At 40.2% G+C, this 26,499-nt stretch carries 27 protein-coding genes and 1 tRNA gene; 1 reads left to right on the top strand and 27 read right to left on the bottom strand.

Going from position 1 to position 26,499, the window contains the following annotated elements; all coding sequences use genetic code 11:
• Window positions 1-5: 5 nt before the first annotated feature.
• The 4 genes from CEQ21_RS16045 to CEQ21_RS16030 all read right to left on the bottom strand — a co-directional run bounded on the left by CEQ21_RS16045 (window position 6) and on the right by CEQ21_RS16030 (window position 3,923).
• Entirely contained in the window at window positions 6-1,190 is a 1,185-nt protein-coding gene (locus tag CEQ21_RS16045; RefSeq protein ID WP_185765395.1) for a phosphoglycerate kinase, read from the bottom strand.
• Between the two features lie 131 nt (window positions 1,191-1,321).
• The gene (gene gap, locus CEQ21_RS16040) at window positions 1,322-2,332 is read right to left on the bottom strand and encodes a type I glyceraldehyde-3-phosphate dehydrogenase (RefSeq protein ID WP_144453739.1); all 1,011 of its coding nucleotides are present in this window, start codon (window positions 2,330-2,332) and stop codon (window positions 1,322-1,324) included.
• A gap of 52 nt (window positions 2,333-2,384) precedes the next feature.
• Window positions 2,385-3,401, bottom strand: a complete 1,017-nt coding sequence (locus CEQ21_RS16035; protein ID WP_185765394.1) for a sugar-binding transcriptional regulator — start codon at window positions 3,399-3,401, stop codon at window positions 2,385-2,387.
• Between the two features lie 450 nt (window positions 3,402-3,851).
• Window positions 3,852-3,923 (bottom strand) — tRNA-Arg (locus CEQ21_RS16030).
• Between the two features lie 304 nt (window positions 3,924-4,227).
• Here CEQ21_RS16030 and clpP point away from each other — a divergent pair.
• Window positions 4,228-4,833 (top strand): ATP-dependent Clp endopeptidase proteolytic subunit ClpP, encoded by a 606-nt coding sequence (clpP, locus tag CEQ21_RS16025; RefSeq protein WP_182102171.1) that lies wholly within the window; start codon window positions 4,228-4,230, stop codon window positions 4,831-4,833.
• A gap of 34 nt (window positions 4,834-4,867) precedes the next feature.
• Here clpP and CEQ21_RS16020 read toward each other — a convergent pair whose 3' ends face one another.
• The 23 genes from CEQ21_RS16020 to uvrA form a co-directional block, all read right to left on the bottom strand.
• Complete coding sequence (locus CEQ21_RS16020; protein ID WP_185765393.1) at window positions 4,868-5,113, bottom strand: HPr family phosphocarrier protein; 246 nt, start codon at window positions 5,111-5,113, stop codon at window positions 4,868-4,870.
• 76 nt (window positions 5,114-5,189) lie between these two features.
• Complete coding sequence (whiA, locus tag CEQ21_RS16015) at window positions 5,190-6,131, bottom strand: DNA-binding protein WhiA (RefSeq protein WP_185765392.1); 942 nt, start codon at window positions 6,129-6,131, stop codon at window positions 5,190-5,192.
• Between the two features lie 40 nt (window positions 6,132-6,171).
• Window positions 6,172-7,149 (bottom strand): gluconeogenesis factor YvcK family protein, encoded by a 978-nt coding sequence (locus tag CEQ21_RS16010; RefSeq protein ID WP_185765391.1) that lies wholly within the window; start codon window positions 7,147-7,149, stop codon window positions 6,172-6,174.
• On the bottom strand, window positions 7,146-8,042 hold the full coding sequence (gene rapZ / locus CEQ21_RS16005) for an RNase adapter RapZ (protein ID WP_185765390.1): 897 nt from the start codon (window positions 8,040-8,042) through the stop codon (window positions 7,146-7,148). The genes CEQ21_RS16010 and rapZ overlap by 4 nt, the downstream gene beginning before the upstream one ends.
• 15 nt (window positions 8,043-8,057) lie before the next feature.
• Complete coding sequence (locus CEQ21_RS16000) at window positions 8,058-8,516, bottom strand: NUDIX hydrolase (protein ID WP_127738147.1); 459 nt, start codon at window positions 8,514-8,516, stop codon at window positions 8,058-8,060.
• Between the two features lie 303 nt (window positions 8,517-8,819).
• The gene (gene trxB, locus CEQ21_RS15995) at window positions 8,820-9,770 is read right to left on the bottom strand and encodes a thioredoxin-disulfide reductase (RefSeq protein ID WP_185765389.1); all 951 of its coding nucleotides are present in this window, start codon (window positions 9,768-9,770) and stop codon (window positions 8,820-8,822) included.
• A 199-nt stretch (window positions 9,771-9,969) separates the two neighbouring features.
• Window positions 9,970-11,475 carry a tetratricopeptide repeat protein gene (locus CEQ21_RS15990; protein ID WP_185765388.1) on the bottom strand — a complete coding sequence of 502 codons (1,506 nt, stop codon included), beginning with the start codon at window positions 11,473-11,475 and terminating at the stop codon, window positions 9,970-9,972.
• 239 nt (window positions 11,476-11,714) lie between these two features.
• Window positions 11,715-12,350: a bifunctional phosphoribosyl-AMP cyclohydrolase/phosphoribosyl-ATP diphosphatase HisIE gene (gene hisIE, locus CEQ21_RS15985; RefSeq protein WP_185765387.1), complete on the bottom strand. Its 636-nt coding sequence runs from the start codon at window positions 12,348-12,350 to the stop codon at window positions 11,715-11,717.
• Entirely contained in the window at window positions 12,347-13,105 is a 759-nt protein-coding gene (hisF, locus tag CEQ21_RS15980; protein ID WP_185765386.1) for an imidazole glycerol phosphate synthase subunit HisF, read from the bottom strand. Before hisF ends, hisIE begins: the two co-directional genes overlap by 4 nt.
• Window positions 13,105-13,836 carry a 1-(5-phosphoribosyl)-5-[(5-phosphoribosylamino)methylideneamino]imidazole-4-carboxamide isomerase gene (gene hisA, locus CEQ21_RS15975; protein WP_185765385.1) on the bottom strand — a complete coding sequence of 244 codons (732 nt, stop codon included), beginning with the start codon at window positions 13,834-13,836 and terminating at the stop codon, window positions 13,105-13,107. Before hisA ends, hisF begins: the two co-directional genes overlap by 1 nt.
• 5 nt (window positions 13,837-13,841) lie before the next feature.
• The gene (hisH, locus tag CEQ21_RS15970; RefSeq protein WP_185765384.1) at window positions 13,842-14,465 is read right to left on the bottom strand and encodes an imidazole glycerol phosphate synthase subunit HisH; all 624 of its coding nucleotides are present in this window, start codon (window positions 14,463-14,465) and stop codon (window positions 13,842-13,844) included.
• Between the two features lies 1 nt (window position 14,466).
• Window positions 14,467-15,054 (bottom strand): imidazoleglycerol-phosphate dehydratase HisB, encoded by a 588-nt coding sequence (gene hisB, locus CEQ21_RS15965; RefSeq protein WP_185765383.1) that lies wholly within the window; start codon window positions 15,052-15,054, stop codon window positions 14,467-14,469.
• A gap of 24 nt (window positions 15,055-15,078) precedes the next feature.
• Window positions 15,079-16,350 carry a histidinol dehydrogenase gene (gene hisD, locus CEQ21_RS15960; protein ID WP_185765382.1) on the bottom strand — a complete coding sequence of 424 codons (1,272 nt, stop codon included), beginning with the start codon at window positions 16,348-16,350 and terminating at the stop codon, window positions 15,079-15,081.
• Window positions 16,351-16,370: 20 nt separating this feature from the next.
• Window positions 16,371-17,009 carry an ATP phosphoribosyltransferase gene (hisG, locus tag CEQ21_RS15955; protein WP_185765381.1) on the bottom strand — a complete coding sequence of 213 codons (639 nt, stop codon included), beginning with the start codon at window positions 17,007-17,009 and terminating at the stop codon, window positions 16,371-16,373.
• Window positions 17,006-18,190 carry an ATP phosphoribosyltransferase regulatory subunit gene (locus CEQ21_RS15950; protein WP_185765380.1) on the bottom strand — a complete coding sequence of 395 codons (1,185 nt, stop codon included), beginning with the start codon at window positions 18,188-18,190 and terminating at the stop codon, window positions 17,006-17,008. The genes hisG and CEQ21_RS15950 overlap by 4 nt, the downstream gene beginning before the upstream one ends.
• Window positions 18,191-18,425: 235 nt before the next feature.
• Window positions 18,426-18,959 (bottom strand): acyltransferase, encoded by a 534-nt coding sequence (locus tag CEQ21_RS15945; RefSeq protein WP_185765379.1) that lies wholly within the window; start codon window positions 18,957-18,959, stop codon window positions 18,426-18,428.
• Window positions 18,956-19,609 carry a pyrophosphatase PpaX gene (gene ppaX, locus CEQ21_RS15940; protein WP_185765378.1) on the bottom strand — a complete coding sequence of 218 codons (654 nt, stop codon included), beginning with the start codon at window positions 19,607-19,609 and terminating at the stop codon, window positions 18,956-18,958. Before ppaX ends, CEQ21_RS15945 begins: the two co-directional genes overlap by 4 nt.
• 23 nt (window positions 19,610-19,632) lie before the next feature.
• Window positions 19,633-20,445, bottom strand: a complete 813-nt coding sequence (lgt, locus tag CEQ21_RS15935) for a prolipoprotein diacylglyceryl transferase (protein WP_213087343.1) — start codon at window positions 20,443-20,445, stop codon at window positions 19,633-19,635.
• 47 nt (window positions 20,446-20,492) lie between these two features.
• Complete coding sequence (hprK, locus tag CEQ21_RS15930; RefSeq protein ID WP_185765377.1) at window positions 20,493-21,419, bottom strand: HPr(Ser) kinase/phosphatase; 927 nt, start codon at window positions 21,417-21,419, stop codon at window positions 20,493-20,495.
• Window positions 21,420-21,609: 190 nt separating this feature from the next.
• Window positions 21,610-21,963, bottom strand: a complete 354-nt coding sequence (locus CEQ21_RS15925; RefSeq protein WP_127738162.1) for a phage holin family protein — start codon at window positions 21,961-21,963, stop codon at window positions 21,610-21,612.
• A 6-nt stretch (window positions 21,964-21,969) separates the two neighbouring features.
• Window positions 21,970-22,155, bottom strand: a complete 186-nt coding sequence (locus tag CEQ21_RS15920; protein WP_185765376.1) for a PspC domain-containing protein — start codon at window positions 22,153-22,155, stop codon at window positions 21,970-21,972.
• An 18-nt stretch (window positions 22,156-22,173) separates the two neighbouring features.
• Window positions 22,174-23,283, bottom strand: coding sequence for a DUF4097 family beta strand repeat-containing protein (locus tag CEQ21_RS15915; protein WP_185765375.1), 1,110 nt, complete (start codon window positions 23,281-23,283; stop codon window positions 22,174-22,176).
• 336 nt (window positions 23,284-23,619) lie between these two features.
• On the bottom strand, window positions 23,620-26,496 hold the full coding sequence (gene uvrA / locus CEQ21_RS15910; RefSeq protein WP_185765374.1) for an excinuclease ABC subunit UvrA: 2,877 nt from the start codon (window positions 26,494-26,496) through the stop codon (window positions 23,620-23,622).
• Window positions 26,497-26,499 lie beyond the last annotated feature (3 nt).

Raw genomic sequence — 26,499 nt, 5'->3', positions numbered from 1 at the left:
GTTAATTATTTATCGTTAAGAGCTACTACGCCTGGAAGTTCTTTACCTTCCATGAATTCCAACGAAGCTCCGCCGCCTGTTGAAATATGGCTCATTTTGCTTGCAAGGTCAAATTTCTCAACTGCTGCTGCAGAATCTCCGCCACCGATTACAGAGTATGTATCTTGGGATTCAGCAAGAGCTGTTGCTACTGCTTTTGTTCCTTTAGCAAATGCATCTAATTCAAATACGCCCATTGGTCCATTCCAGATAACCAATTTAGAGTTTTTGATAACATCTGCATAGATTTCTCTTGTTTTTGGACCAATATCCAATGCTTCCCAATCAGCAGGGATTTCTTCGATAGAAACAGTTTGAATGTTTGCATCATTAGAGAAGTCATCTGCAATTGTTACATCAACAGGCATGTAGAATTTAACACCTTTTTCTTTTGCTTTTTCCATGTAGGATTTAGCAAGCTCGATTTTATCTTCTTCAAGAAGAGATAATCCGATTTCATGGCCAAGAGCTTTTACGAATGTATAAGCCAATCCGCCACCGATGATCAAGTTATCTACTTTATCAAGTAGGTTTTCGATAACACCGATTTTGTCTTTTACTTTTGCTCCACCAACGATAGCTGTGAATGGACGGTCTGGATTTGAAAGTGCTTTACCTAATACATCAAGCTCTTTTTCCATCAATAGACCAGATACAGCTGGGATATGGTGTGCAATACCTTCAGTTGAAGCATGCGCACGGTGTGCTGCACCAAATGCATCGTTAACGAATACATCAGCTAGTTCAGCATAAGCTTTTGCTAATTCTGAATCATTTTTCTCTTCGCCAGCATTGAAACGAACGTTTTCAAGCAATAATACATCGCCTTCAGACAGCTTGCTGATTTCAGCTTTAACAGCTTCACCATAAGACTCATCTGTTTTCACAACGTTTTTGCCAAGCAACTCAGAAAGACGTGCAGCAACTGGAGTTAAACGTAGTTCTTCAACCACTTCACCATTTGGACGGCCTAAGTGACTTGCCAAAATTACGATAGCACCTTTTTCTACTAACTCGTTAATAGTTGGTAGAGCTGCTTGAATTCTTGTTTCATCCGTGATTTGTTGATCCTTCATTGGAACGTTGAAGTCAACACGAACAAATACTTTTTTGCCTTTTAAATCGATATCGCGAATCGTTTTCTTGTTCATTAAATGAGACCCTCCACTTGCATTATTTTAAGCTTATCATCCATATCCACTAAGATTGCAAAGCTAATTTTTAAAAGAGCGGAAACAAAGCTGTTTCCGCTGTTTGATTAAGGGCTTTAGCTTACAAAAAATTATTTTGTAGCTAATTGTGCAAAGTGTTTAACTGTTCTTACAAGTTGGTTAGTGTAAGACATTTCGTTGTCATACCAAGCAACAGTTTTAACCAATTGTTGGTCTCCAACTGTAATTACTTTAGTTTGAGTCGCATCGAATAATGAACCGTAGCTGATTCCGATGATGTCAGAAGAAACGATTTCGTCTTCAGTGTAACCGTAAGACTCGTCAGCAGCTGCTTTCATAACTGCGTTAACTTCTTCAACTGTTACTTTTTTGTCAAGAACTGTTACAAGCTCAGTTAATGAACCAGTTTTAACAGGTACACGTTGTGCAGCTCCATCCAATTTACCGTTAAGTTCTGGTAATACTAGACCGATAGCTTTAGCAGCACCAGTTGAGTTAGGGATGATGTTTTCTGCAGCAGCACGAGCGCGGCGGAAATCACCTTTTGGATGTGGAGCGTCAAGTGTGTTTTGGTCTCCAGTGTAAGCATGGATAGTTGTCATAAGACCTTCAACGATACCGAAGTTGTCTTGAAGAGCTTTTGCCATTGGTGCAAGGCAGTTTGTAGTACAAGAAGCACCAGAGATAACTGTTTCAGTACCATCAAGAATGTCATGGTTTACGTTGTAAACGATTGTTTTCATTTCACCAGTTGCAGGTGCAGAGATAACAACGTTTTTAGCGCCAGCTTGGATATGAGCTTCAGCACTTTCTTTAGTTGTGAAGAAACCAGTAGATTCGATAACTGTATCTACGTTAAGCTCGCCCCATTTAAGGTCAGCTGGGTTTCTTTCAGCAGTAGTTACTACTTTTTTACCGTTTACTAGGAAGTAACCTTCGTGTACTTCGATTTCACCTTGGAAAGTACCTTGAGATGAATCATATTTTAAAAGATGTGCCAGCATTTTAGTATCAGTTAAATCATTGATTGCCACTACTTCCAATTCTGGGTTTTCCATGATTTTTCTGAATGCTAAACGTCCGATACGTCCAAATCCGTTAATACCAACTTTTACTGTCATTATTATTTCCTCCTCTAAATGTAGAGATAATTATATATAAAGGGAATACCCGTTATATCAAGTTTTTTGCCGCACCTTCATCTGTTATCAGAATAGTAGATGGTGGTGCTTTTTTTAAGTAGGCTGAAATAGCCTTTGATTTTGACGATCCTCCGGCAACTGCGATTACATTTGGAACAGTAGAAAGATTTTCAAGTCTAAGGCCGATCGTCTGAACCTTATGGACAACCTCTCCATCTTCATTAAAGTAATAGCCAAATGCTTCACCGACAGCTTCTGCCTGAACGATTTTTTCTAGGTCACTTGCGCTTGTACTGCGGCGCTCTGCCATTGTAATGGCATCACCAATTCCATGAATAAGCAGGCTAGCAGACTTAATCAGCTGCAAAACTTCATTGATGCGGGCATCCTTAACGATGCTTTTGTACATTTCCCTACTCACCTCATCTGGTGCATACAGGACACGATGTTTGCTCGCTGTACGATCCGCCATCATGGAACAAATTGTGTTTGCCTGGTTTTTAACATCTTCACCAATGCCGCCACGTGCAGGTACAAACAGCCATTCGCCGTCCACTATATTAGGCGTCAGCATTTCTGCCACTGCAGCCATAGTGGTTCCACCATTAACCGCGATGATATTATTGCCTTTTAATAGTGATTTCATACAATGAGCTGTTGCAAGTCCCAGTTCTTTTTTGAGCCATGGAGAATGATCACTGTCGCCAGCTACAATTATGACTCTTTTAATGTGCAGCTTCTTTTCTAATTCTTTCTCCATTTGGTTAATACCCGCTACTTCCCTCATTACACTAGAAAGACTTTCCAAAGTTTCTTCGCCAATCGGAGTGAGTGTCATGCCAATAGTACTGATATGTATAAGCTTCTGATCCTTTAGGAGCTCCACTTCGCTCCTGAGCACTCGTTCCGTCATTCCAAGGCTTCCTGCAAGGCTTCTTCTGCCAACAGGCTGCATGTTGCTAATGTGATGAAGAATGTAGTATCTTTTTTGCATAATTACGAGTAAATCAGGCAATAATCTTTTTTGAATCTCGATAAATGAATTCATTGATTTGGTGCCCCTTCACTTACAGTGGTGGTCATTTGAAGTCCCGCATAGACATATTATGTCCCACATTCTCCAAAAAAAATCATTCCTGCTACAAAACTCATTCTATCACCAGCGCATAGCAAATTCAACTTATAAACGTCCATTTTTCAAGAAATTTGACGAAAAATTGAAGAACTGCCATATGTGAATTTAATCACGTTTTCATTGCTTTCATACTATATAAAAAAGTGAAACAGCAAATGGACGATAATCCTTTTTTAGCTTGTCGATAGAAAAGACTCAATCTTTACTAAAGAAGGTTATAGATTCATGATGCCGTCGATAAGATTCCGACAGGATTAGTGAGCCAGTAAAAAAACACTAAAGCAGCATTTGCCTCTAACGAAATAACCTCATTTTAAAAGCAAAAAAGACGGTCGACAACTTGTCGACCGTCTTTTTTTATAGCGCCCTCGAAGGGAATCGAACCCCTATTTCAAGAACCGGAATCTTGCGTGCTATCCATTACACCACGAGGGCAAATTTTAAAGAACGTTTTGATTATATGATATGTTGGATGGTAATGCAAGGAATAATTGTTTAAAAAAAGTACCAGTGGGTATCATGGTAAGGATAAAAACATATTGGATAAACAGGTGTGAAAATGTTGACGATACTTAGGATATAGACATTGTCGAAGGATATTTTTCTTTATCTGAACGTAAACGTTTGACCTTAATTGACCATCCGTGTATCATTAGGATTACATACAGTAATGAGTTCACTCACTACTGAAGAAACACATACTTATAAAGCAAACTTTATTTTAAAGGAGGATTTTTCAATGAATTTAATCCCTACAGTTATTGAACAGACAAACAGAGGGGAACGTGCTTATGACATTTACTCCCGTCTATTGAAGGATCGCATCATTATGCTTGGCAGCGCAATTGACGATAATGTTGCTAACTCCATTGTTTCACAGCTATTGTTCCTTGATGCTGAAAACCCTGAAAAGGACGTTTCCTTATACATTAACAGCCCTGGCGGAAGCATTACAGCAGGTATGGCTATTTATGATACTATGCAGTTCATTAAGCCAAATGTACAAACAATCTGCATCGGTATGGCGGCTTCTATGGGAGCTTTCTTACTTGCAGCAGGTGAAAAAGGCAAACGTTATGCCCTTCCAAATGCTGAAGTAATGATTCATCAGCCGCTTGGTGGCGCACAAGGTCAAGCGACAGAAATTGAAATTGCTGCAAAACGCATCTTGTTCTTGCGTGATAAGCTGAATGGTATCCTTGCAGAGCGCACTGGCCAACCAATCGACATTATCGCAAAAGACACAGAGCGTGATAACTTCATGACAGCTGAAAGAGCGAAGGAATATGGTCTAATCGACAATATTATCACTCGCAATGAATTGACAGACAAAAAAGATAAGTAATAAAAAAACACCTCGCCGAAAACGCGAGGTGTTTTTATAATAATTCCTCCAATGTTTTAAGCGCTTCCAATTCATCGCTTCCATCAATAATCAGCTTGATTTCTGCCCCTGAGTGAATCGCCAAGCCCATAATTCCCATGATGCTTTTTGCGTTTACTCTGCGCCCTTCCTTCTCAATAAACACTTCAGATACATAATTTGTTGCTTCTTGAACAAATATCGCCGCCGGTCTTGCCTGTAATCCTGATTTCAGTGTTACTTTAATATCCCTTTCTACCATCTTATTACCTCCTCCTAATATATAAGGAGGATAATATAGTCTTAACCGATAAGATATATTATCCTTCTATAGTTTATTATACTTGTTCTCCTCTGCGAAGCGCATCAGCAATTTCATCTATTTTTCGCAGTCTGTGATTGATTCCAGATTTACTTATATTGCCGGAGGAAACCATTTCCCCAAGCTCCTTCAAGGTAACATCCTGATAAGCAACTCGTAACTCCGCAATTTCCCTGAGCTTATCTGGGAGCACCTGCAGGCCTACTGTTCTATCAATGAAACGAATATTTTCGACTTGCCGCAGCGCAGCACCAATTGTTTTGTTTAAGTTTGCTGTTTCACAATTCACAAGTCTGTTAACTGAATTTCTCATATCTCTGACAATGCGAATATCTTCAAATCGAAGTAATGCACCGTGAGCCCCAATAATATTGAGGAATTCTGTTATTTTCTCAGCTTCCTTCAAGTACGTGATGAATCCTTTTTTTCTTTCTAACACTTTGCTGTTCAAATCGAACGCATTCATCAGATTGCTCAATGCAACAATATGCTCTTTGTAAAGCGACGTTATTTCCAAGTGATAGGAGGATGTTTCTGGGTTATTGACAGATCCGCCTGCAAGAAACGCCCCTCTTAAATAGGAACGTTTGCAGCATTTCTTTTTGACAAGGTCTTCCGCTATTTCATGCGTAAACATAAAGCCCTCCGTCAAAATACTCAAATCTTCGAGAATCTCCTTCGCCTTTGCCGACAGCCTTACAATATAAACATTGTTTTTCTTGAGGCGCATCTTCTTTCTCACTAAAAGCTCGACAGGTATGTCATAATACTTCTTAATGAGTGTATATATTCTTCTTGCAATTGCAGCATTTTCCGTCTGAATGTCCACTACCAGCTTCTGATTAGAAAAGGATAAAGTACCATTCATCTGAATAAGGGCAGACAGTTCTGCCTTGCCGCAGCAATCTTTAACTTCAATAGTCGTCAGTTCTTTTTTCGTCTCTGAAGCGAAAGACATACCTTCACCCCCATTTCAAAACGCAACCCCTGTTTCCCTGTTAAAGCTCTGCTTGCACTTTCGAGTCAAGCATAGAATAGAGGATTTTAGCCACTTCCAACGTATTGTGGCGGATGACCTTTTCTTCCAGACTGATAATATCCCCAAGTATGACTTCTAGTCCAAGCTTTTCTAATTTCTCTGTGTCAAAAAAGACAGGTTTTGCTTTCTCTTCATTATACCGTTCCAGAACGTTTCCGGGGATATTTTCTTTATTTACCAATATAGTATTCAAAAAAGGCTCAGGCATATGTTCGTAAATTGCCTTAACATGATCGCTCGCAGAAAAATCAAGCGTTTCACCGGCCTGCGTCATAATATTACAGATATAAACCTTTTTAGCAGCAGCAGAGATGATTTCCCTGCTTATTTCTGGTACAACAAGATTTGGAAGTATACTTGTATACAGACTTCCTGGTCCAATTACGATTAAGTTTGCATGACGGATTGCCTGGATGGCTTCTGGCAGCGGCGTAGCATCCTCTGGTGTTAAGAATACTTCTTTGATTTTCTTGCCGCTTTCGGGAATACGCGATTCTCCTGTAACGATAGAACCATCCTCCATAATTGCATTAAGAACAACACTATGGCTTGTTGCAGGCAATACCTTGCCGCGGACATTGAGCACCTTGCTCATTTCCTGAATAGCATAAGGGAAATTCCCTGTTATCGATGTCATTGCAGCTATAATTAAATTCCCTAAGGAATGTCCATTGAGATCCTTGCTATTTGAAAAGCGATGCTGAAACATTTCTTCCACTAACGGCTCAACATCAGATAATGCTGCCAGCACATTCCTAATATCACCAGGTGCAGGAATATCTAGATCATTCCGCAGCCGGCCCGAACTACCGCCATCATCTGCAACAGTTACAATCGCTGTAATGTCGAGAGGATATTTTTTTAATCCTCTAACTAAAACAGACAGACCCGTTCCTCCGCCAATGATTACAATTCTCGGATGCTCCACTTCATTCATGTTTGTTGGTCCTTTCTCCTCTCCATGTCACGATGAGTTATTTCGACATGATAGTCACCTTCGAAATGATGACCAATATATTCCGACAAGGCAACAGAACGATGCTGGCCACCTGTACAGCCAATTGCCACCACAAGCTGCGACTTTCCTTCTCTTTTATACTGCGGAAGCATAAAGGTAAGGAGGTCAATCACTTTTTCAAGAAATTGGCCAGTCTCTGTCCACTTTAATACATAGCTGGACACATCAGCATCCAACCCTGTCTTCGGTCTCATATGCTCAACGTAATGAGGGTTTGGTAAGAAACGAACGTCAAATACTAAATCCGCATCAATGGGAATGCCGTGCTTAAAGCCAAAACTCATGACATTCACCGTAAAAATCGTCTCTTTGTTAGCTGAAAACTCCGTTAATATCTTTTCACGCAAGTCTCTTGGCGAGCTCTTGGACGTATTATAGATGATTTGCGCCCTGCCTTTAAGCTCCTCAAGCAGTTCACGCTCCATTTTAATGCCTTCAAGGGGAAGACCTGATGGTGCAAGAGGATGTGATCTTCTTGTTTCTTTATATCTTCTGACCAAAGTACTGTCATCTGCATCCAGAAAAAGCACTTTTGGTACTACCCATGAATTGGCCAAATCATCCAATGCACTGAATAGATTTTCAAAAAACTCTCTGCCTCGTAAATCCATCACGAGTGCAACCTTATTCATCTTATTCTCCGATTCCTTCATTAGTTCAAGAAATTTCGGCAAAAGAGTTGGCGGCAAGTTGTCTACACAGAAAAACCCTAAGTCTTCAAAGCTTTGAATGGCAACTGTTTTGCCTGCACCAGACATTCCTGTAATAATGACAACTTGCGGTTCGTTCACCATACTTGCACCCATGCTCATTCCCCCTTAAATTTTTTAGCTCGGATCTAATCGGTAGCTAATTAGTTCAAAATCAGGCGTATATGTGAAAGTCCCATATATGATGCCATTACCGTGCATCATATAGTCCAAGATGTGATAATCGCCTTCTGCCATAGGCAAATTTTTGACATTATCAATGTCATGCCAGACAATTTTCCCCTCTTCCGATTCATCCACATTGACGCCATCCGCATTTGTGGAGAAGAAGGTAAACATCATCCATTCTGAAGTTATCTTGTCGCCATCCTTAATGATGAACGTAAAAATTCCTTTAATATTTGGATTCCTCAAGTATATACCTGTTTCTTCTCTGAATTCTCTTATGCAGGAGTCTCTCACAGACTCTCCTGGCTCCATTTTTCCTCCTGGAGCCACCCACCAGCCTCTTCTTGGCTTTTGCAGCAGGAGCACCTTATTATCCTTCAGCAACAGGCAATTCGTAACACGCTGCACTTTATCACCTCAAACATTCTTGTCTAAATCTATGTAGAATGAAACAATTGCTTAGTCCTTATATTATACTATTATTGTGAAACACCCACAATAAAATGCCTTTCCAAATAAATTCAACAAATTTCTCACGAAAAACTTACAGGATTTTTTATTTTTCTTCAAAAAAAAAGCATAGGCAATTCGCCTATGCACCAAAATATATATCTTAAAAGGGGGTCAATTTCTATTATTATGTTACCCGAAATATATTTCACTACTGTTACAGGAGAATTAAAAGCGAGTAACACTTTGGAAGCTTTTTCATTACGCTTTTTGTTTCAATGATTCAACAAGCTCTTCCACATAATGTTGAGCGCTTTGCGCTGCAATACTGCCATCACCTGTAGCTGTTACGATTTGACGAAGCGTCTTCTCACGGATGTCTCCTGCTGCGAAGATACCTGGTACTTTCGTTTCCATTTGGTCATTTGTCTCAATATAACCGTTTTCGTTTGTGATACCTAAGCTCTCAAATGGTTTTGATAGTGGCAGCATACCGATATAGATAAATACGCCGTCTGCATCTAACACTTGCTCTGTGTCATCAACTGTTGAAACTAGCGTCACACTTCCAACCTTGCCGTCCTTTTCATTGATGGCTTTAATTGTATGATTCCAGATGAAATCAACCTTATCGTTTGCAAACGCTCTGTCTTGCAAGATTTTTTGTGCTCTTAGTTCATCACGGCGATGCACAATTGTTACTTGTGAAGCGAAACGAGTTAAGTACACACCCTCTTCTACAGCTGAATCTCCTCCGCCGATAACAAACAGTCTTTTTTCTTTAAAGAACGCGCCATCACAAACTGCACAATAGGAAACTCCGCGGCCGCCCAATTCTTTTTCACCAGGTACACCGATTTTTTTGTACTCAGCACCAGTTGAAATAATAATCGATTTTGTTTTGTATTCCTTTGAGCCTGCTTTAACTGTCTTGAATTCATTACCGTCTACAATTTCCTTAATGTCTCCATACGCATATTCTGCTCCGAATTTCTTTGCGTGGTTAAACATTTTATTAGATAGATCTGGACCTAAAATGCTTTCAAATCCAGGGAAATTTTCGACTTCCTCTGTATTTGCCATTTGTCCACCAGGAATTCCTCTTTCAATCATTAGCGTAGAAAGGTTAGCACGGGATGTATACACTGCTGCTGTCATTCCTGCCGGTCCTGCCCCAATAATTATCACGTCATAAATTTTCTCTTCTGCCACACTAAACACTCCTTTATTCTCAACATTCTCTATTTATAAAACGCTCGAGTAACAAAACCGCTGCGTTCGATTCACTTATTAACTATAAGTAGTATTACCATCTAATACTATCCTATTAGACCCCACTGCTTTAGTCCAAATATTTGCTCATAAAAGAAAAACTTCCACCATTGCTCAATCAATGGTGGAGCCTATTTCATCACTCATTATATTCCTTGATGATTTTAATGTACTTCTGCAGTGTTGCTGTAGAAAGACCGTATAAACTTGCCGTTTCCTTTTGAGAAGTCTTTTCGTTTCTGTATTTGCTCCACACATAATCCATTGCCGCAGCCAATCCACTGCTGTTGCCCATTTTTACTCCTGCTTTATGAAGCTGAATAAAAACAGAAAACCACATTAAGTAAAGTCCTGCCTCAACCGTTCCGATTGGATTATGTTTACTGTAGATAATTTCAGCAGTACTATGTGCCGTTAACAGCATTGAATCGCTAATGTTTGCTCCAGACTTCACAAAAGAGAGATATTGATTCTCCAATGAAGTGAAACTGTGAGTGTCATTGACTTGTGAAGATGACAAAATTGCTTCCTTGTTTTTGGAAATAGCAGTCAGAAATACTGCAAACAATCGTTCCTCTTGATGGTTGCTAGTATACCTCTTTAAGATGGAAGGTATATGATCTTCAAACCCATTGACCTTATCTTCCTTTTCCTTCCATGGTTCATGCCCTTCTTTATCTGGATTCAGCTCAAGCACTTTCTTCCAAACAGTCTTGGCAAACTTTGTTCTGCCAACAAAATAGGCAGAGGCAGATAGCCAATAATAGAAGGTCGCATCCTCTGTATATCCTTGTTTTTGTAGCTTTCGCAAAAGAAAATAAGCAGATTCATATTCTCCAACAAGAGCAAAAGTAGTTCCAAGCTTAAATTGGTGATCAACAGAAATTGGCTTTATTTTTTTGAGAATTTCTGTCTGCTCGGTTATACTTTCGATACTTCCTTCATAATAAGCAAAAACAAGCTTGTTACAAAGAGCATGAAGATTGCCAGCGTTTTTCTCCAGCACTTCCTCAAGAATGCTGTTCGCCTTTTTCACTTCCCCAAGATAGAAGTAAGCCAAGGCCAAATTATTGTAGGCAGACCAGTACTCAGGATAGTCAGAAATAACTTTCTTTAGCATTTCAACAGCTTTGTTGAAATTACCTGATTCAAGAAGCTCTCTAGCATGCTCTTGCCTGTTAATCAGATCTTCCTCTTCATAAGGCTCCTCTTCTTCCAGGTCATCAGACTCTAATGTGAGCACTTCAAGCAAGTCCTCGGTATCCTCCCGAAATTCGCCTTCTGGTTCCAGCTTTAAATATAATTTAGCATGATAATAAGCATCTTTGAAAAATCCTAAATGCGCATAATTATTTGCAAGGAAATAATAACATTCCACCATTTCTTCATCTAGCTCTTCAATAATGAGATGAAGCAGTTCATTGGATTTTTGATATTCTCCAATATCTGCATAGACAATTGCAAGTTGACAAAGTATCGTCGGTTCCCCGGGATCCAGTTGCATTGCTCTTTGCAAATATTTCAATGATTTATTATAATCTCTTTGATGATATGCCTTAATGCCTTTGGAAAAATAATATTCGCCTGTAGGATTAAATGTAATAAGTTTACCCATTGGTTGTAAAGTATTTGAGTCTTTATTCATGTAATCCTCCAACAATCTATTTAAACTCATACAGAGCAATTTCTATTGCTTCAACTTATGTAGTATACCATATTTCGAAGGTTGCGGAGCAGGCAGTTTACGAAAATGCCCGCACACTTGAAAAAATATGGTTTTTCTTTGGTGCAAATTTATTCTCCTTATTTCATGAAAGCATACAAAAAACTGCCGTCAGGAATTGAGAGCGAAAGCGCTAAAAATCCGTCAGACAGTCCGTATCATTATTTTTCTTGATGGCGTTGATCTAAAACCTTCAGTATTTCAGCAAAAGGAAGTCCTTGTTCCCTCAGCAATACAAAGAGGTGGTAAAGTAGATCGGCTGCTTCCCATTTAAGCTCTTCCGTATCTCTATTCTTAGCTGCAATGATGACTTCAGCTGCCTCCTCGCCGACTTTCTTCAAAATTTTATCGACCCCTTTTTCAAACAGGTAAGTTGTATACGCACCTTCAGGACGATTAATCTCTCTTTCTTGAATGACAGCTTCCAAGTCTTTCAAAATTTGATAGTTTGAAATTTCCTTGCTGAAAGCATCTTTATTTTGATAAAGACTTTCTGCAAAACAGCTAACTGTGCCATTATGACACGCAGGACCATTTGGAGATACAAGGACAACAAGAGCATCCTTGTCACAGTCAAATTTAATTTCAACAATTTGCTGTGTGTTTCCACTTGTTGCTCCTTTATGCCAAAGCTCACTTCTTGACCTGCTGTAAAACCATGTTTCTCCTGTAGCCAGAGATTTTCCTAATGATTCCTCGTTCATATATGCCAATGTAAGAACTTCTTTTGTAGCAGCATCTTGAACAATTGCCGGGATTAGTCCTTTTTCATCAAATTTAAGCTCGTCTAATGTCATCTTACAAGCACTCCTCTTTCATGTAGATATCCTTTGACTTCATTAACAGAGGTTTCTTTATAATGAAAAATGCTCGCAGCCAGTGCTGCATCTGCATTTGCTTCTTTAAATACCTTCAGAAAATCCTCTGCGTTACCAGCACCGCCTGATGCAATGACAGGAACAGTAACAGCCTCACTTACTGCTTTTGTTAAGGGTAAGTCAAATCCCTTCTTCTCTCCATCAGAATCCATGCTCGTCAACAAGATTTCGCCTGCACCAAGCTCGACTGCTTCTTTTGCCCATGTAATAACATCCTTGTCGACAGGTGTCCTGCCGCCGTGCGTGTACACTCTCCATGTTCCAAGCTCTTGGTCGAATTTAGCATCGATGGCAACAACAATACATTGAGACCCGAAAAAATTGGCTCCCTCGGTGATCAACTTTGGATTTGTGACTGCTGCTGTATTTAGGGATACTTTATCAGCACCTGCACGGAGAATTCTTTTCATATCATCCAATGTATTAATCCCACCGCCGACAGTGAACGGAATTGCAAGCTCTGAAGCAACTTCCTTCACCACTTCAACCATTGTTTTGCGCCCTTCATGTGACGCTGAAATGTCAAGAAAAACAAGCTCATCTGCGCCTTGCTCATCATAAAAACGAGCAAGCTCGACTGGATCGCCAGCATCCCGGAGTTGGACAAACTGCACACCCTTAACGACCCGTCCTTCCTTAACATCCAAGCAAGGTATGATTCTTTTCGTCAACATTATTTGCCCACCTCATTTAATGCATCTCGAAGTGTAAAACGTCCTTCATATAGTGCCTTGCCGATTATTGCACCTGCAACACCATCAGCGGCGTACTGTTTTAATCCAACAAGGTCGGCAAGACTGCTGACTCCGCCAGAGGCAATTACATTCTTCTTTGTTACAGCAGCCATTTCTCTAACCGCAGACACATTCGGACCACTAAGCATGCCATCTGTTGCAATGTCAGTAAATATGAAGTTTTCTGCACCTGCATCAGCAAATCGTTTCCCTAAGTCTGCTGCTCGTGTTGCAGATGTTTCCATCCAACCATGTGTTGCCACAAAGCCATTTTTCGCATCAATACCAAGTGCAATCGCGCTGCCATACTTTTTAATCATGTCAATCGCAAAATCGGGGTTGGATATAGCAATACTTCCGATGATGACACGTGTAACACCATTCTCCAAATAGTGAGCAATGTCCTCCTCTGTTCGAATGCCGCCACCGATTTGCACAGAAACGCCCAGTTTGTTTGCTGCTTCTACAACGAATAAATCATTGACTCTTTTACCATCCTTTGCTCCGTCAAGGTCGACCATATGTATCCACTCTGCTCCTTGGTCTGCAAAGCTTTTTGCCATATCAAACGGTGAATCACCGTAAACAGTCTCTTTATCATAATCTCCTTGAATTAGACGGACACACTTGCCGCCTCTCATATCAATCGCAGGATATAAGGTAAAGCTCATGTTGTTCACCCTTTCTTTATAAGCTCCGTAAAGCCGCCAAGCAGCTCCATCCCAAGCTTGCTGCTTTTTTCAGGATGAAATTGCATTCCGTATACATTGCCTTTTCCAACTACTGCTGGCACTTCCTTGTCATAATCACTGCTGGCAATGATAATGTCTTCGTTTGTTTCTGCATAGTAAGAATGAACGAAATAAACATAGTCATTTGTTAAACCTGCAGTTATTTTTGAGTCCTTCTTAAACTCAATCCGATTCCAGCCCATATGTGGCACTTTATATTTCTCCCCATCTGCTGTTTCACCTGGAAAGCGGACGATCTTACCTGGCAATAAGTGCAGTCCTTCTGCCTGACCATGCTCCTCGCTTTCATCAAAAAGGAGCTGCATGCCTAAACAGATGCCAAGCAATGGCTTTTGGCTGTTAGCATATTGACGAATCATATCAGCTAAGCCGGATTCATTCAGTTTTGCCATTGCATCCTTAAATGCCCCGACACCTGGCAGAATTAACGCATCTGCTTCCATCAGCTTCTCCGCATCCTCAGAAATAAAATAAGGAATGTCCAATCTTTCTAGCGCTTTGCTTACACTAAATAAATTGCCCATGCCATAATCGATAATTCCAAGCATTTTAAAGCATTCCTTTCGTGGATGGAATCCCTTTTACTCTTGGATCAATGGTTGTTGCCTCGTCAAGCGCTCTAGCTAACGCTTTGAAGATTGCTTCAATCATATGATGCGTGTTGTGCCCATAATGCAGGATGACGTGCAGATTTATTCTTGCTTCTAAGGCAAACTTCCATAAGAATTCATGAACAAGCTCTGTATCAAATGTGCCTACTTTACTGCTTGGAAATTCCGCCCGGAACTCAAGATGAGGACGATTGCTTAAATCCACTACTACTTGCGCCAATGTTTCATCCATTGGTACAAAGCTGTTTCCATAGCGTTTAATGCCCATTTTATCACCAAGTGCTTCCTTTAATGCAAGCCCAAGACAAATACCGATATCCTCTGTAGTATGGTGGTCGTCAACCTCAATATCCCCATTTGCTTGAACGGTTAAGTTAAATTGACCATGCTTTGTAAAGAGATCAAGCATATGGTTCATAAAAGGGACACCTGAATCAATCTCCGAAATGCCCTCGCCATCAATATTGTAGGACAATTGAATATTTGTTTCGCCTGTTTTCCTGCTTATCGCCGCTGTTCTTCCCATCGTTTAAGCCTCCTTTAAAAAATATTACTTGTTTTTATATCTTGCTTCGATTGCTCTAGCATGTGCTTCCAAGCCTTCAAGACGTGCAAATGCGGCAATCTTCTGGCCATTTTGTGTAAATGCCTTTTCACTGTAGGAAATCACACTAGATTTCTTTTGGAAGTCATCAACATTTAACGGACTGGAGAATCTAGCCGTTCCATTTGTCGGTAACACATGGTTTGTCCCTGCAAAATAATCTCCGACCGGCTCTGAGCTGTATCGCCCAAGAAAAATTGCACCAGCATGCTTGATTTTCCCAAGCAGCTCAAACGGATTTTCTGTGATAATTTCCAGATGCTCCGGAGCAATCGCATTGATTGCTTCTACTGCAAGATCCATTGTTTCGGTTAACACAATCAACCCATAATCTTCAATCGATTTCTCAGCAATTTCCTTGCGCGGTAATTCGCTCAGCTGCTTTGCCACCTCTGCTGAAACTTGTTCAGCAAGCAATTGAGATGTTGTCACAAGAACAGCCGATGCTCTTGTGTCATGCTCTGCCTGTGACAGGAGGTCTGCTGCCACTTCATCCGCATTTGCTGTGTCATCTGCAAGAACAGCAATTTCACTCGGACCTGCAATCATATCAATATCAACGTCACCGTAAACTTCCCTTTTTGCTAATGCTACAAAAATATTGCCTGGTCCAACAATTTTATCGACGCTGTTTATCGTTTCCGTTCCATATGCAAGGGCAGCAACCGCTTGTGCTCCTCCAGCCTTATAAATTTCCTTAACACCTGCGATATGTGCTGCTACCAAAACTGCACTTGGCAATTTCCCATCTGCGTTCGGAGGAGAAACCATGACGATTCTAGCAACACCTGCGACCTTTGCGGGTACAACATTCATAAGAACAGATGAAGGGTATGCCGCTGTCCCGCCTGGAACGTAAACACCGACAGAATCCAACGGTGTTATTTTTTGCCCAAGGATTGTGCCATCTTCCTTTGTAACCATCCACGAGGTTTTCAGCTGATTTTGGTGATATGACCGAATATTATCTGCCGCTTCTTTAATAATGGATACCATTTCCTTATCAACATCTTCGTAGGCTGCTTCCAATTCTTCTTCGCTGACCAGAAGGCTTGATAAATCGGCTTGATCGAATTTCAGCGTATATTCCTTCAACGCCTTATCGCCAGCGTTTTTCACATTCGCTATAATGTCCTTTACAATAATTCTCTGTTCTTCCGTCCCTGCATCCACAGATCGTTTCAGGTAGGAACTGTCTACACCATTTACTATTTTCATTCCGGTCTCCACTCCAAAATCTATTTTTGCACCGCTCTGACTACACCGTTAACACGGTCGACTAAATCACTTATTCGCTTATCCTTCATGCGATAGCTGACTGGGTTAACAATAAGACGGGATGTAATATCAACAATCTTTTCGTATTCAACAAGCCCATTTTCAACAAGCGTTTTTCCTGTAGATACAATATCTACGATCCGATCTGTTAAGCCGATAATTGGTGCAATCTCAATAGATCCATTCAGCTTAATGATTTCCACCTGTGAGCCTTGTTCACGAAAATATGCTGCAGCCACATTTGGATATTTGGTTGCTATTCGAGGTGCAATTTCATTTAATTTTGTATTTGGCAAGCCTGCCACGGCTAAGTAACAAGCACTTATTTTCAAGTCTAAAAGCTCATAAATATCTCTTTCTTCTTCTAGCATAACGTCCTTGCCTGCGATTCCTAAATCTGCAACACCATGCTCGACGTATGTCGGAACATCCATAGGTTTTGCTAGAATAAACCGAAAATTTTCTTCTTCAACATCAATAATTAGTTTTCTGGAGTCGTCAAATTCCTGTGGCAGCTGATATCCTGCTTCTCGCAAAAGCTCTGCTGCTTCTTCAAAAATCCTTCCCTTTGGCATGGCAATTGTAAGAATATCCTTCATTTGACAACCTCCATTCCCGCTTTCCCGACTAACAAGGTGATCTCATCATATTGCTTTGTACAAGCATCCACGTTACCGACACCATTTATGTCCTGTGTAATCACTTTAAAGCCGTCTGCTCTTTTTTGTTTCGCCAATTCGAATGCTTCTTTTCTTCTGTCACCACTGAAAAGAATGCAGTGAATATCGCTTTTTCTAGCAAGACTTCCTAATGCCTCCAGCAAATGATCGATGCGAATGGCGAATCCTGTTGCGCCTGTATTTTTGCCGAATTTGGCGAGGAGAAGATCATATCTGCCTCCGCTTCCAATTGGAAAGCCAACTCCTTCGGCATAGGCCTCATACAGAATTCCTGTGTAATAGCTCATATGGCTGACAAGCGTTAAATCGAAGCGAACTTGATTTTCGACACCGTAATCTAATAGGATGTCCCATAATTGCTGCAAGTCATCAATTGCTTGTGTTCCCCTGCCATTTTCAATCAGCTTATAGGCAAGAGTAACTACTTCCTCTCCACCTCTTAGCTTCAGAAAATCTTGAAGCCTCTGTTTATCAATGCTAGACAAAGAAAGATTATCCACATGCTGGCGATAGCCGACATAATTCTTTTCATACAAATATTTCGTCAAGGCATCTGCTCTTTCCTTCGTGCCGAGAATTTGTTCAAAAAAGGCTTGCACAAAGCCGATATGTCCGACAGAAAGCTGATATTTCTGCACGCCTGCCTTCTCTAATGAAGATATCATCAGCGCTATCCCTTCGCCGTCTGCACTAACTGTTTTGTCACCAATATACTCAACACCAATTTGTTCAAACTCTGCAGGTCTGCCACCTTCTCTTTGCTGTGCACGGAAAACAGAAGCATTATAGGCAAGGCGCAACGGCAAATCTTCATTCAGCAGTTTAGAGGCTGCCACCCTTGCGATTGGAGCCGTCATATCAGGACGAAGCACCAATGTATGTCCTTGCTGATCCAGGAGCTTAAACAGCTGCTGATCTAAAATAGCGGAGGCTGTTCCAACTGTTTCGTAGTACTCCAATGTTGGTGTCTCCATAAATTGATAGCCCCATTGCTTTATTTCTTTGTCCATTATTTGCTTTACTATATATTTTGTTTCATATATTTCAGGTAAACTGTCTCTCATGCCTAATGGCTTTTCAAACATAAACAAGCTGCTCATTTTATACACCTCATAAAGAAGAATATTCCGAATGCTTTAGTTCGCTAATATGCTAACAAATTAAAGGTTATTTGTAGTTTACTCTTCCAAAACCTTTTGGTCAAGTAAAAATCACTGTTTTCTGACTTTTCCCTTTTATAAAAAAAAGCAACCCTAGCTCATGATCTTTTTCAAAGGTGGCCTGACTTCTTGTCATCCCCTTTGAAATAAGACTCATTATTAGAGTTGCCTCGTTTTATTCTTCCACTATATAAATTGGACTATTTTGGCGCCGTTTTTGCATCTCTTCTGCAGAATAAATGATTTGCATTGGATTACCGCCAACAAAACTGCCGGCAGGAACATCCTTATGAACAAGGGTGCCTGCGGAAACAACCGCATTGTCACCAATCTCCACACCAGGGAGAATTGTCGTATTCGCCCCAATCATCACTTCATCTCCAATTACTATCTCTCCAAGACGATATTCTTCAATAAGATACTCATGCGCCAAAATTGTGGTGTTATAGCCGATGACCGAATTTTTCCCGACTTTTATTTTTTCTGGGTACATAATATCCACCATCACCATTAAAGCAAAGGAGGTTTCTTTGCCAACGGTCATTTTCAATAGTTTGCGATACATCCAGTTTTTCAATCCAAGAAACGGAGTATATCTTGCAAGCTGAATGACGATGAAATTTTTGATTACCTTCAGAAACGGAACTGTTTTATAAACATGCCATAAAGAGTTGGGCCCGCTCACCGGATAGCGAGTCGTTCGTCTCATTTAACTTCCACGTCAAGAATAGCCAGCAGATCGCTCATATTATTCAAAAGATAATCCGGCTCCAAGGATGCCAAGAAATCTCTTCCTTTTAACGTCCATGCTACACCCGCTGTTTTTGTGCCCGCATTTTTCCCTGCAAGGATGTCATGAGAGTTGTCACCGACCATAATTGCTTCCTCAGGAGAAGATCCGAGCTTTTCCAGCGCCATTAAGACTGGTTCTGGATCAGGCTTCGCATTCTTCACATGGTCAAGTGCAACAATAACATCAAAAAATTCATCCAGCTTCGTTAAGCGCAAGCCCATATTGACTACATCTGATAACTTTGTCGTAACAATCCCAATCTTATAGCCATTTTCCTTTAATGCCTTAATCGTGTCATAAACACCTTCAAAAATCGTCACAATATTATCATGGTTAGCTATATTAAATGCCCTGTATTTTGCGACCATTTCCTCTGCCTTGTGTACATCTATCCCGCCGAATGTCTCCATTAAGGTTGGCCCCATAAATGGAATGACATCTTCGCGTTGATATTTACCAGGATAATAGAACTCCAGTGTATGCAAAAATGAAGAAATAATTAGTTCATTTGTATCGATAAGTGTTCCATCTAAATCAAATAACAGTGTATTAATTTTTCCGTTCATCTTATCTCTTTCCTTTCTGACTTCTAGTTACTGCTCTCCAAATAGCGCTCACTCGCCAATCCGGATTTCCTTCTGTAAATAATAGCCAGAACTGACACTACGATTAATGCCAAGGATATAAGCTGCGCCATTCTTAAATCACCAACCATTAAACTGTCTGTTCTCATGCCTTCAATAAAGAAACGACCGATTGAGTACCAGATGACGTAAGAGAAGAATATTTCCCCTCTGCGTATGTTAACTCTTCTTAATAGAATCAAAATAACAAAACCAACGATATTCCATAAAGATTCATATAAAAATGTTGGGTGATAGTACGTGCCATTTATATACATTTGATCAATGATGAATTGTGGTAAATGCAATCCTTCTAAAAACGATCGGCTCACTTCTTCGCCGTGCGCTTCCTGATTCATGAAGTTGCCCCAGCGGCCAATCGCCTGACCTAAAATAATGCTTGGTGCAGCGATATCGGCCATTTTCCAAAACGAAATGCCTTTTTTCTTTGTAAATATGTATGTGGTTATAATGGCGCCAATCAATGCACCATGAATGGCAATACCGCCATGCCATATTTTTGGAATATCTCCTAAATGGCTGCTGTAATAATCCCACTCAAAAATAACATAATAAATTCTGGCAGATATTATGGATATTGGAATAGCCCACAGCATTAAGTCCGGGAAATCGTCTTTTCCAAGTCCTCGTCTATTTCCTTCCCGTATTGCCAAAATCAATGCCAGAATAAGGCCTGTTCCGATAATAACACCATACCAACGAACATCTAGCCCTCCTATCGAAAATGCAATAGGATCAATCGGCTGTATATTCTCCACTACTATTCCTCCCTTTTCCCCTGTAATTATTCTTCTCTATAAGGTTATCATGCATTATCGTGTGAAATCACGTTAGCAAGCTTGTTCGTAAATTGCTGCGCAGCATTAACACCCATTCTTTTCAGACGGAAGTTCATTGCTGCAACCTCAATGATAACTGCCAAGTTTCGTCCAGGACGAACAGGAATTGTCAGCTTAGTCACATCTGTATCAATAATTTTCATTTTCTCTTCATCTAAACCTAAGCGGTCATACTGCTTGTTTTGTTCCCACAACTCCAGAGACATGATGATGGAGATTTTTTTATCACTTCTGACAGCACCAGCTCCAAACAATGTCATCACATTGATAATACCTAAGCCGCGGATTTCCAAAAGATGCTCAATTAATTCAGGAGAGCGTCCGACGATTACTCCCTCGTCCTCTTGGCGAATTTCTACACAGTCATCCGCTACAAGACGATGCCCTCTTTTAACAAGCTCAAGTGCAGTCTCACTTTTACCAACACCACTTTTCCCAGTAATAAGTACACCAACACCATAAATATCAACAAGCACGCCATGAACAGCAGTAGTCGGAGCCAGCTTGCGCTCAAGGAAGTTTGTCAGTCTGCTTGAGAATAAAGATGTCTTTTGCTTGGATCGCATAACAGGAACAGCATTTCTTTCAGCAGCTTCTATTAATTCTGCTGGTACCTCTTTACCTCTTGTAATGATAATTCCTGGCGTTATATCATTACAAAGTTTTGTCAGCCTTGTTTCCCGCTCCTCTTCACTTAGCTTCTCAGCAAATGTAAGCTCGGTTTTCCCAAGGAGCTGTACCCTTTCTGCAGGGTAATAATCAAAATAACCTGCAAGCTCTAATCCAGGTCTAGATATATCACTTACCGTAATCGGTCTATTAATTCCTTCTTCACCGCTGATCAGTTCTAAATCAAACTCTTCCATTACTTCTTTTATTAATACCTTAGCCAATGGGGTTCCTCCTTCAAAGGTTCAATGCTGCTTTAACTTAATTACTTTATCGCATCATCTTATTTTAGCATTATTCCATAAATTTATGCTAGATTCTGACTATGTTAATTGACGTTTTTCGGCTACCTTTTTTTCATGATAAAAAAAAAGGCTGACACATATGTGTCGCCTTTTCCACATGCTAAAACCTCTACTTTTCACTTTTCAGCATTGTATTCTGAATGATGATATTAAAGAGAGAAAGCAGGACACTTGCAAGCATGCTCATACCAAAGCTTGAAATCTCAAAGCTGTCTCCCATTAAGTGATCTGTTAAAGAAAGGGTAATAGCATTAATTACAAATAAAAACAAACCTAAGGATAGTATTGTTACAGGAAGTGTCAAAAGAATCAGGATAGGCTTAACGACAATATTAAGCAATGACAAAATAACACTTGCCCCAATTGCTGCTCCTATACCAGAAAGGTAAAATGAATCTTTAAACAACCCTGCCAATGCAATGAAAAACACTGCATTTATAACAATACCTAATAACCACTTCATATTTTCCTACACCTCATTTGGAAGAACAAACGTCAATAATAAGTAAATTAATACTAGCGTAAAACCAGTCGGAATTAATGCCAGAATGAAAATTACTCTTAATAGATTTGCATTAATATTGATACTTTCTGCAAGTCCACCGATAACTCCTGCCAATTTCCGATTATTTGTTGAGCGCACTAATTTCTTCATATTGTCTCCTTTCGAAGATTACTGCTGCTCCCGTTTTTTTATTTTGATGGATCCAGTTTTTGTATTTGCTTCAATTTTGGTTCGTTTATCTAATGATTGAATGGACTGGAACTGCATCACTTTTTGGAGCACATCATTTTTTTCCTCTATTATTTGTATACCCTCCAGTTCCACATTAAATCCACCAAAATTAGTCTTTAAATTACCTGTTACAGCAAGCTGATCTGGTACTTGAACCTCAATACTTCCAGTTGTGCCGTTCAACTCAAGCACTTCAATATCTTCAGAATGATTGATGCAAAGGATATTGCCGTTAAATGATTGAAGGTCGACCTTTCTGAAGAAACCTTCTGCCTTGATTGCACCATTTAATGTTTCTCCATCAAGCGCTTGAATCACACTGTTTTCAATGACAATACTGCCGTTTGCTGCGTCTGCTTCCAGCTTTTCGCTCTGGCCGGCATTTATCGTAATTTTTCCGTTCGCTGTTTTCGCATAAAGCTGATCTGCCAATAAATCGTATGTTTTAATAGAGCCTGTAAATAGTCTAACCTTTGCTATATGATAAGAGTTTTTCGGAATATAAAACTTCGTCTGCAATTTCATCCACTTATGATTCACTTTAAGCTCTAAGATATCTTCCTTCGCCTTCACTTGCACTTCCTTCAAGAACAATTCCTTCGCCTGTTCATTCGAATCAACTCTGTATATCTTCGCTTTGCACTCAATGCGGATTTCGTCTTGGTCCCAAGGAATAAGCTCTACTTCACCGTTTGGTATATCCACATCTATGTTTTTTGGAAATACCTCTGTAAATTGAAAGATATGGGATACTTCCTCATGTCTTGTAATATTTAACTGATCGAAGTCTACTTCCTTTACCTTTTTTACTGCATTATCAACAAAGTCAAATAATTTCTCTTTTGCTGATTGAAATTTAAAAGTTGATTGCTGATTTGGCTCTTTCTTCTTTTCTTGAAAAACAGAGTCGTCAGCAAGAGTCTCTTCACTATTTAGTTTTTTAGCTAAATCTGCTTCGTCTGCCTTTTCAATTAAAGACAGAGCCTCTTCTATTGTAAGCTTCCCTTCTTCCAACAGTTGTAAAATCCTTCTTTTTTCATCAGCCATTCTAAATGCCTCCCCATATGCTTGTTATATATTTCCCTACTTAAGTAAAACTTTAAGCTTTGAGTATAATACTTGCCGCTTCTTTTTCTTTATGTCCATTCTTGACCTGTGGCTTACTAAAAATACAGCGATAAGCTGGATTTTACTTGCTTCCCTTTCCTATTACTACGAATGAAACAATCTTAAGGTTTCATCTAAGCTGGGAATAAAACATTTCTTTCTATCGTATGAGCAGTGATACGGATTAAGAATAATGTCCACACTCAAATGCCTGTAGTGATTTATACAAAAAGCCGGCTTAGAGAGTGAACTCTAAAGCCGGCTGCAGAAAAAAGCTTATCCTGTTGTTATTTCTTCCGCTTCTTTGATGCTTTTCTTCATACGCAAACGGTCTCTTTCAAGGATGGGCTTTAAATACTTACCAGTATACGAACCTTTAAGTTCAGCAATTTCTTCAGGAGTGCCGCTTCCTAAAATGGTTCCGCCCTTGTCTCCTCCTTCAGGACCAAGATCAATAATAAAGTCAGTCGCCTTAATTACATCCAGATTATGTTCAATAACGAGGACCGTTTCTCCATTATCGACAAGACGCTGCAAGACAACAAGCAGTCTCGAAATGTCATCAACATGCAGACCTGTCGTCGGTTCATCTAAAATATAAAAGGTTTTTCCTGTTGATCTTTTATGAAGCTCAGAAGCAAGCTTGACCCTTTGTGCTTCACCGCCGGACAGGGTTGTCGCCGGCTGGCCAAGTTTAATATATCCAAGACCAACATCTACTATTGTTTGCAGCTTACGGTGTATTTTCGGGATATTCTCAAAGAATGACACTGCATCCTCTACAGTCATGTCAAGTACATCTGAGATATTTTTCCCTTTGTATTGCACTTCAAGTGTTTCTCTGTTATACCGTTTCCCATGACAAACCTCACATGGAACATAAACATCCGGCAGGAAGTGCATTTCTATTTTGATAATACCATCACCGCGGCAAGCTTCACATCTTCCGCCTTTCACATTAAAGCTGAACCTGCCTTTTTTATAGCCTCGCACCTTCGCTTCATTCGTTGTGGAATATACGTCACGAATATCATCGAACACACCAGTATATGTGGCCGGATTCGATCTTGGCGTACGGCCAATAGGAGATTGGTCAATATCAATAACCTTTTCAAGCTGGTCAATCCCTTTGATTTCCTTATGCTCTCCAGGCTTCGCTTTCGCTCTGTTCAACTTCTGAGCAAGGCTTTTATGAAGTATCTCATTTACTAAGGTACTTTTCCCTGAACCGGATACTCCTGTTACTGCTGTAAACACACCAAGCGGAATTTTGACGTTGACATTTTTGAGGTTATTTTCGTTCGCCCCAATAATCTCTATTTCTCTGCCATCACTTTTTCTTCTTTCCAATGGCAATGGAATAAACTTCTTACCTGATAAATATTGACCAGTAATAGAATTATCATCTGCCATTACTTCCTGCGGTGTCCCTGTCGAAATAATTTCTCCACCATGAACACCAGCACCTGGTCCGACATCGATAAGATAGTCTGCTTCCATCATGGTATCTTCATCATGTTCTACGACAATAAGCGTGTTACCGATATCCCGCATATGCTTCAAAGTATCAATCAGCTTATCATTATCCCTTTGATGAAGCCCAATGGAGGGCTCATCCAATATATAAAGGACGCCTGTTAATCTTGAACCTATTTGGGTTGCAAGCCGAATTCGCTGTGCTTCCCCGCCTGACAATGTCCCAGCAGCCCTGCTCAGCGTTAAATAATCCAAGCCAACATTATTAAGGAACCCAAGCCGTTCTGAAATTTCGCGAAGAATAAGATTAGCAATTTGCTGTTCCTTTTGAGTTAATGTTAGGTTTTCAAAAAAGTTTTTGCCTTCAATGACTGATTTCTCTGTCACTTGGCCGATATGCAAGCCGTTAACAAACACTGCTTGAGCTTCCTTCTTTAATCGATAGCCTTTGCATGTTGGGCAATCCTGCTGAGCCATATATTTTTCCATTTGTTCACGAATGAAGTCAGAGCTTGTTTCTTTATATCTTCTCTCCACATTGCGAACAACACCCTCAAACTGGATATCATTTTCCCTTACCTGACCAAAATCATTTTCATATCGGAAGTGAATTTTTTCCTTTCCTGACCCGTAAAGAATTTTATCAAGCATGCCTTTCGGAATATCCTTAACGGGTATATTCATGTCAATGCCATAATGGTTGCAGACACATTCTAAAAGCTGCGGATAATATTGCGAGCTTATCGATTCCCACGGCGCAATCGCATTTTCCTTTAATGTTAGATTTGGATTAGGAATGACAAGCTCAATATCCACCTCAAGCCTTGTCCCAAGTCCGTCACATTCTGGACATGCTCCGAATGGGCTGTTGAAGGAAAATAATCTTGGCTCTAATTCCCCAATTGAAAAACCGCAAATCGGGCAGGCATGATGTTCACTGAATAACAGCTCTTCTTCCCCGATTACGTCAATGATTACTTTTCCGCCGCCAAATTGCAGGGCTGACTCAAGTGAATCTGCCAGACGCTGGGATATCCCTTCTTTAACAACAAGCCGATCAATAACCACTTCAATATTGTGCTTCTTATTTTTCTCCAGCTCAATATCATCACTTAGCTCATGCATCTCACCGTCAATTCTGACACGCACATATCCTTGCTTCTTTATATCCTCGAGCACCTTCACATGTGCTCCTTTTCTGCCGGAAATAACAGGTGCAAGCACCTGAATTTTCGTTCTTTCCGGGTATTCCAATATACGGTCAACCATCTGTTCAATCGTTTGGGACGTAATCTCGACACCATGATCAGGACATACTGGTCTGCCGATTCTTGCATACAATAACCGCAAATAATCGTAGATTTCCGTAACTGTTCCTACAGTGGATCTTGGATTGCGACTCGTCGTTTTCTGATCGATGGAAATAGCAGGACTTAGGCCTTCAATCGAGTCAACATCCGGCTTATCCATCTGGCCGAGGAATTGGCGGGCATATGCTGATAATGACTCCACATAACGCCTTTGTCCCTCTGCATAAATGGTGTCAAAGGCCAGAGAAGATTTCCCTGAGCCCGACAATCCAGTTATCACGACAAGCTTATCCCTTGGTATCGTGATATCAATATTTTTAAGATTATGTGCTCTTGCACCTTTTACGATCAATTTATCCTTTGCCATTTA

This window comes from Niallia circulans, assembly GCF_007273535.1.
GTDB classification, from domain to species: domain Bacteria; phylum Bacillota; class Bacilli; order Bacillales; family Cytobacillaceae; genus Niallia; species Niallia circulans_B.
This window is presented reverse-complemented; position numbering and strand designations above follow the sequence as displayed.

Excerpts from the sequence above, each read along its gene's own strand:
- CEQ21_RS16045 (WP_185765395.1), bottom strand. The coding sequence starts at position 1,190 with ATGAACAAGAAAACGATTCGCGATATCGATTTAAAAGGCAAAAAAGTA.
- gap (WP_144453739.1), bottom strand. The coding sequence starts at position 2,332 with ATGACAGTAAAAGTTGGTATTAACGGATTTGGACGTATCGGACGTTTA.
- CEQ21_RS16035 (WP_185765394.1), bottom strand. The coding sequence starts at position 3,401 with ATGAATTCATTTATCGAGATTCAAAAAAGATTATTGCCTGATTTACTC.
- clpP (WP_182102171.1), top strand. The coding sequence starts at position 4,228 with ATGAATTTAATCCCTACAGTTATTGAACAGACAAACAGAGGGGAACGT.
- CEQ21_RS16020 (WP_185765393.1), bottom strand. The coding sequence starts at position 5,113 with ATGGTAGAAAGGGATATTAAAGTAACACTGAAATCAGGATTACAGGCA.
- whiA (WP_185765392.1), bottom strand. The coding sequence starts at position 6,131 with ATGTCTTTCGCTTCAGAGACGAAAAAAGAACTGACGACTATTGAAGTT.
- CEQ21_RS16010 (WP_185765391.1), bottom strand. The coding sequence starts at position 7,149 with ATGAATGAAGTGGAGCATCCGAGAATTGTAATCATTGGCGGAGGAACG.
- rapZ (WP_185765390.1), bottom strand. The coding sequence starts at position 8,042 with ATGAGCATGGGTGCAAGTATGGTGAACGAACCGCAAGTTGTCATTATT.
- CEQ21_RS15990 (WP_185765388.1), bottom strand. The coding sequence starts at position 11,475 with ATGAATAAAGACTCAAATACTTTACAACCAATGGGTAAACTTATTACA.
- hisIE (WP_185765387.1), bottom strand. The coding sequence starts at position 12,350 with ATGACATTAGACGAGCTTAAATTTGATGAAAAAGGACTAATCCCGGCA.
- hisF (WP_185765386.1), bottom strand. The coding sequence starts at position 13,105 with ATGTTGACGAAAAGAATCATACCTTGCTTGGATGTTAAGGAAGGACGG.
- hisA (WP_185765385.1), bottom strand. The coding sequence starts at position 13,836 with ATGAGCTTTACCTTATATCCTGCGATTGATATGAGAGGCGGCAAGTGT.
- hisH (WP_185765384.1), bottom strand. The coding sequence starts at position 14,465 with ATGCTTGGAATTATCGATTATGGCATGGGCAATTTATTTAGTGTAAGC.
- hisB (WP_185765383.1), bottom strand. The coding sequence starts at position 15,054 with ATGGGAAGAACAGCGGCGATAAGCAGGAAAACAGGCGAAACAAATATT.
- hisD (WP_185765382.1), bottom strand. The coding sequence starts at position 16,350 with ATGAAAATAGTAAATGGTGTAGACAGTTCCTACCTGAAACGATCTGTG.
- hisG (WP_185765381.1), bottom strand. The coding sequence starts at position 17,009 with ATGAAGGATATTCTTACAATTGCCATGCCAAAGGGAAGGATTTTTGAA.
- CEQ21_RS15950 (WP_185765380.1), bottom strand. The coding sequence starts at position 18,190 with ATGAGCAGCTTGTTTATGTTTGAAAAGCCATTAGGCATGAGAGACAGT.
- CEQ21_RS15945 (WP_185765379.1), bottom strand. The coding sequence starts at position 18,959 with ATGAGACGAACGACTCGCTATCCGGTGAGCGGGCCCAACTCTTTATGG.
- ppaX (WP_185765378.1), bottom strand. The coding sequence starts at position 19,609 with ATGAACGGAAAAATTAATACACTGTTATTTGATTTAGATGGAACACTT.
- CEQ21_RS15925 (WP_127738162.1), bottom strand. The coding sequence starts at position 21,963 with ATGAAGTGGTTATTAGGTATTGTTATAAATGCAGTGTTTTTCATTGCA.
- CEQ21_RS15920 (WP_185765376.1), bottom strand. The coding sequence starts at position 22,155 with ATGAAGAAATTAGTGCGCTCAACAAATAATCGGAAATTGGCAGGAGTT.
- CEQ21_RS15915 (WP_185765375.1), bottom strand. The coding sequence starts at position 23,283 with ATGGCTGATGAAAAAAGAAGGATTTTACAACTGTTGGAAGAAGGGAAG.
- uvrA (WP_185765374.1), bottom strand. The coding sequence starts at position 26,496 with ATGGCAAAGGATAAATTGATCGTAAAAGGTGCAAGAGCACATAATCTT.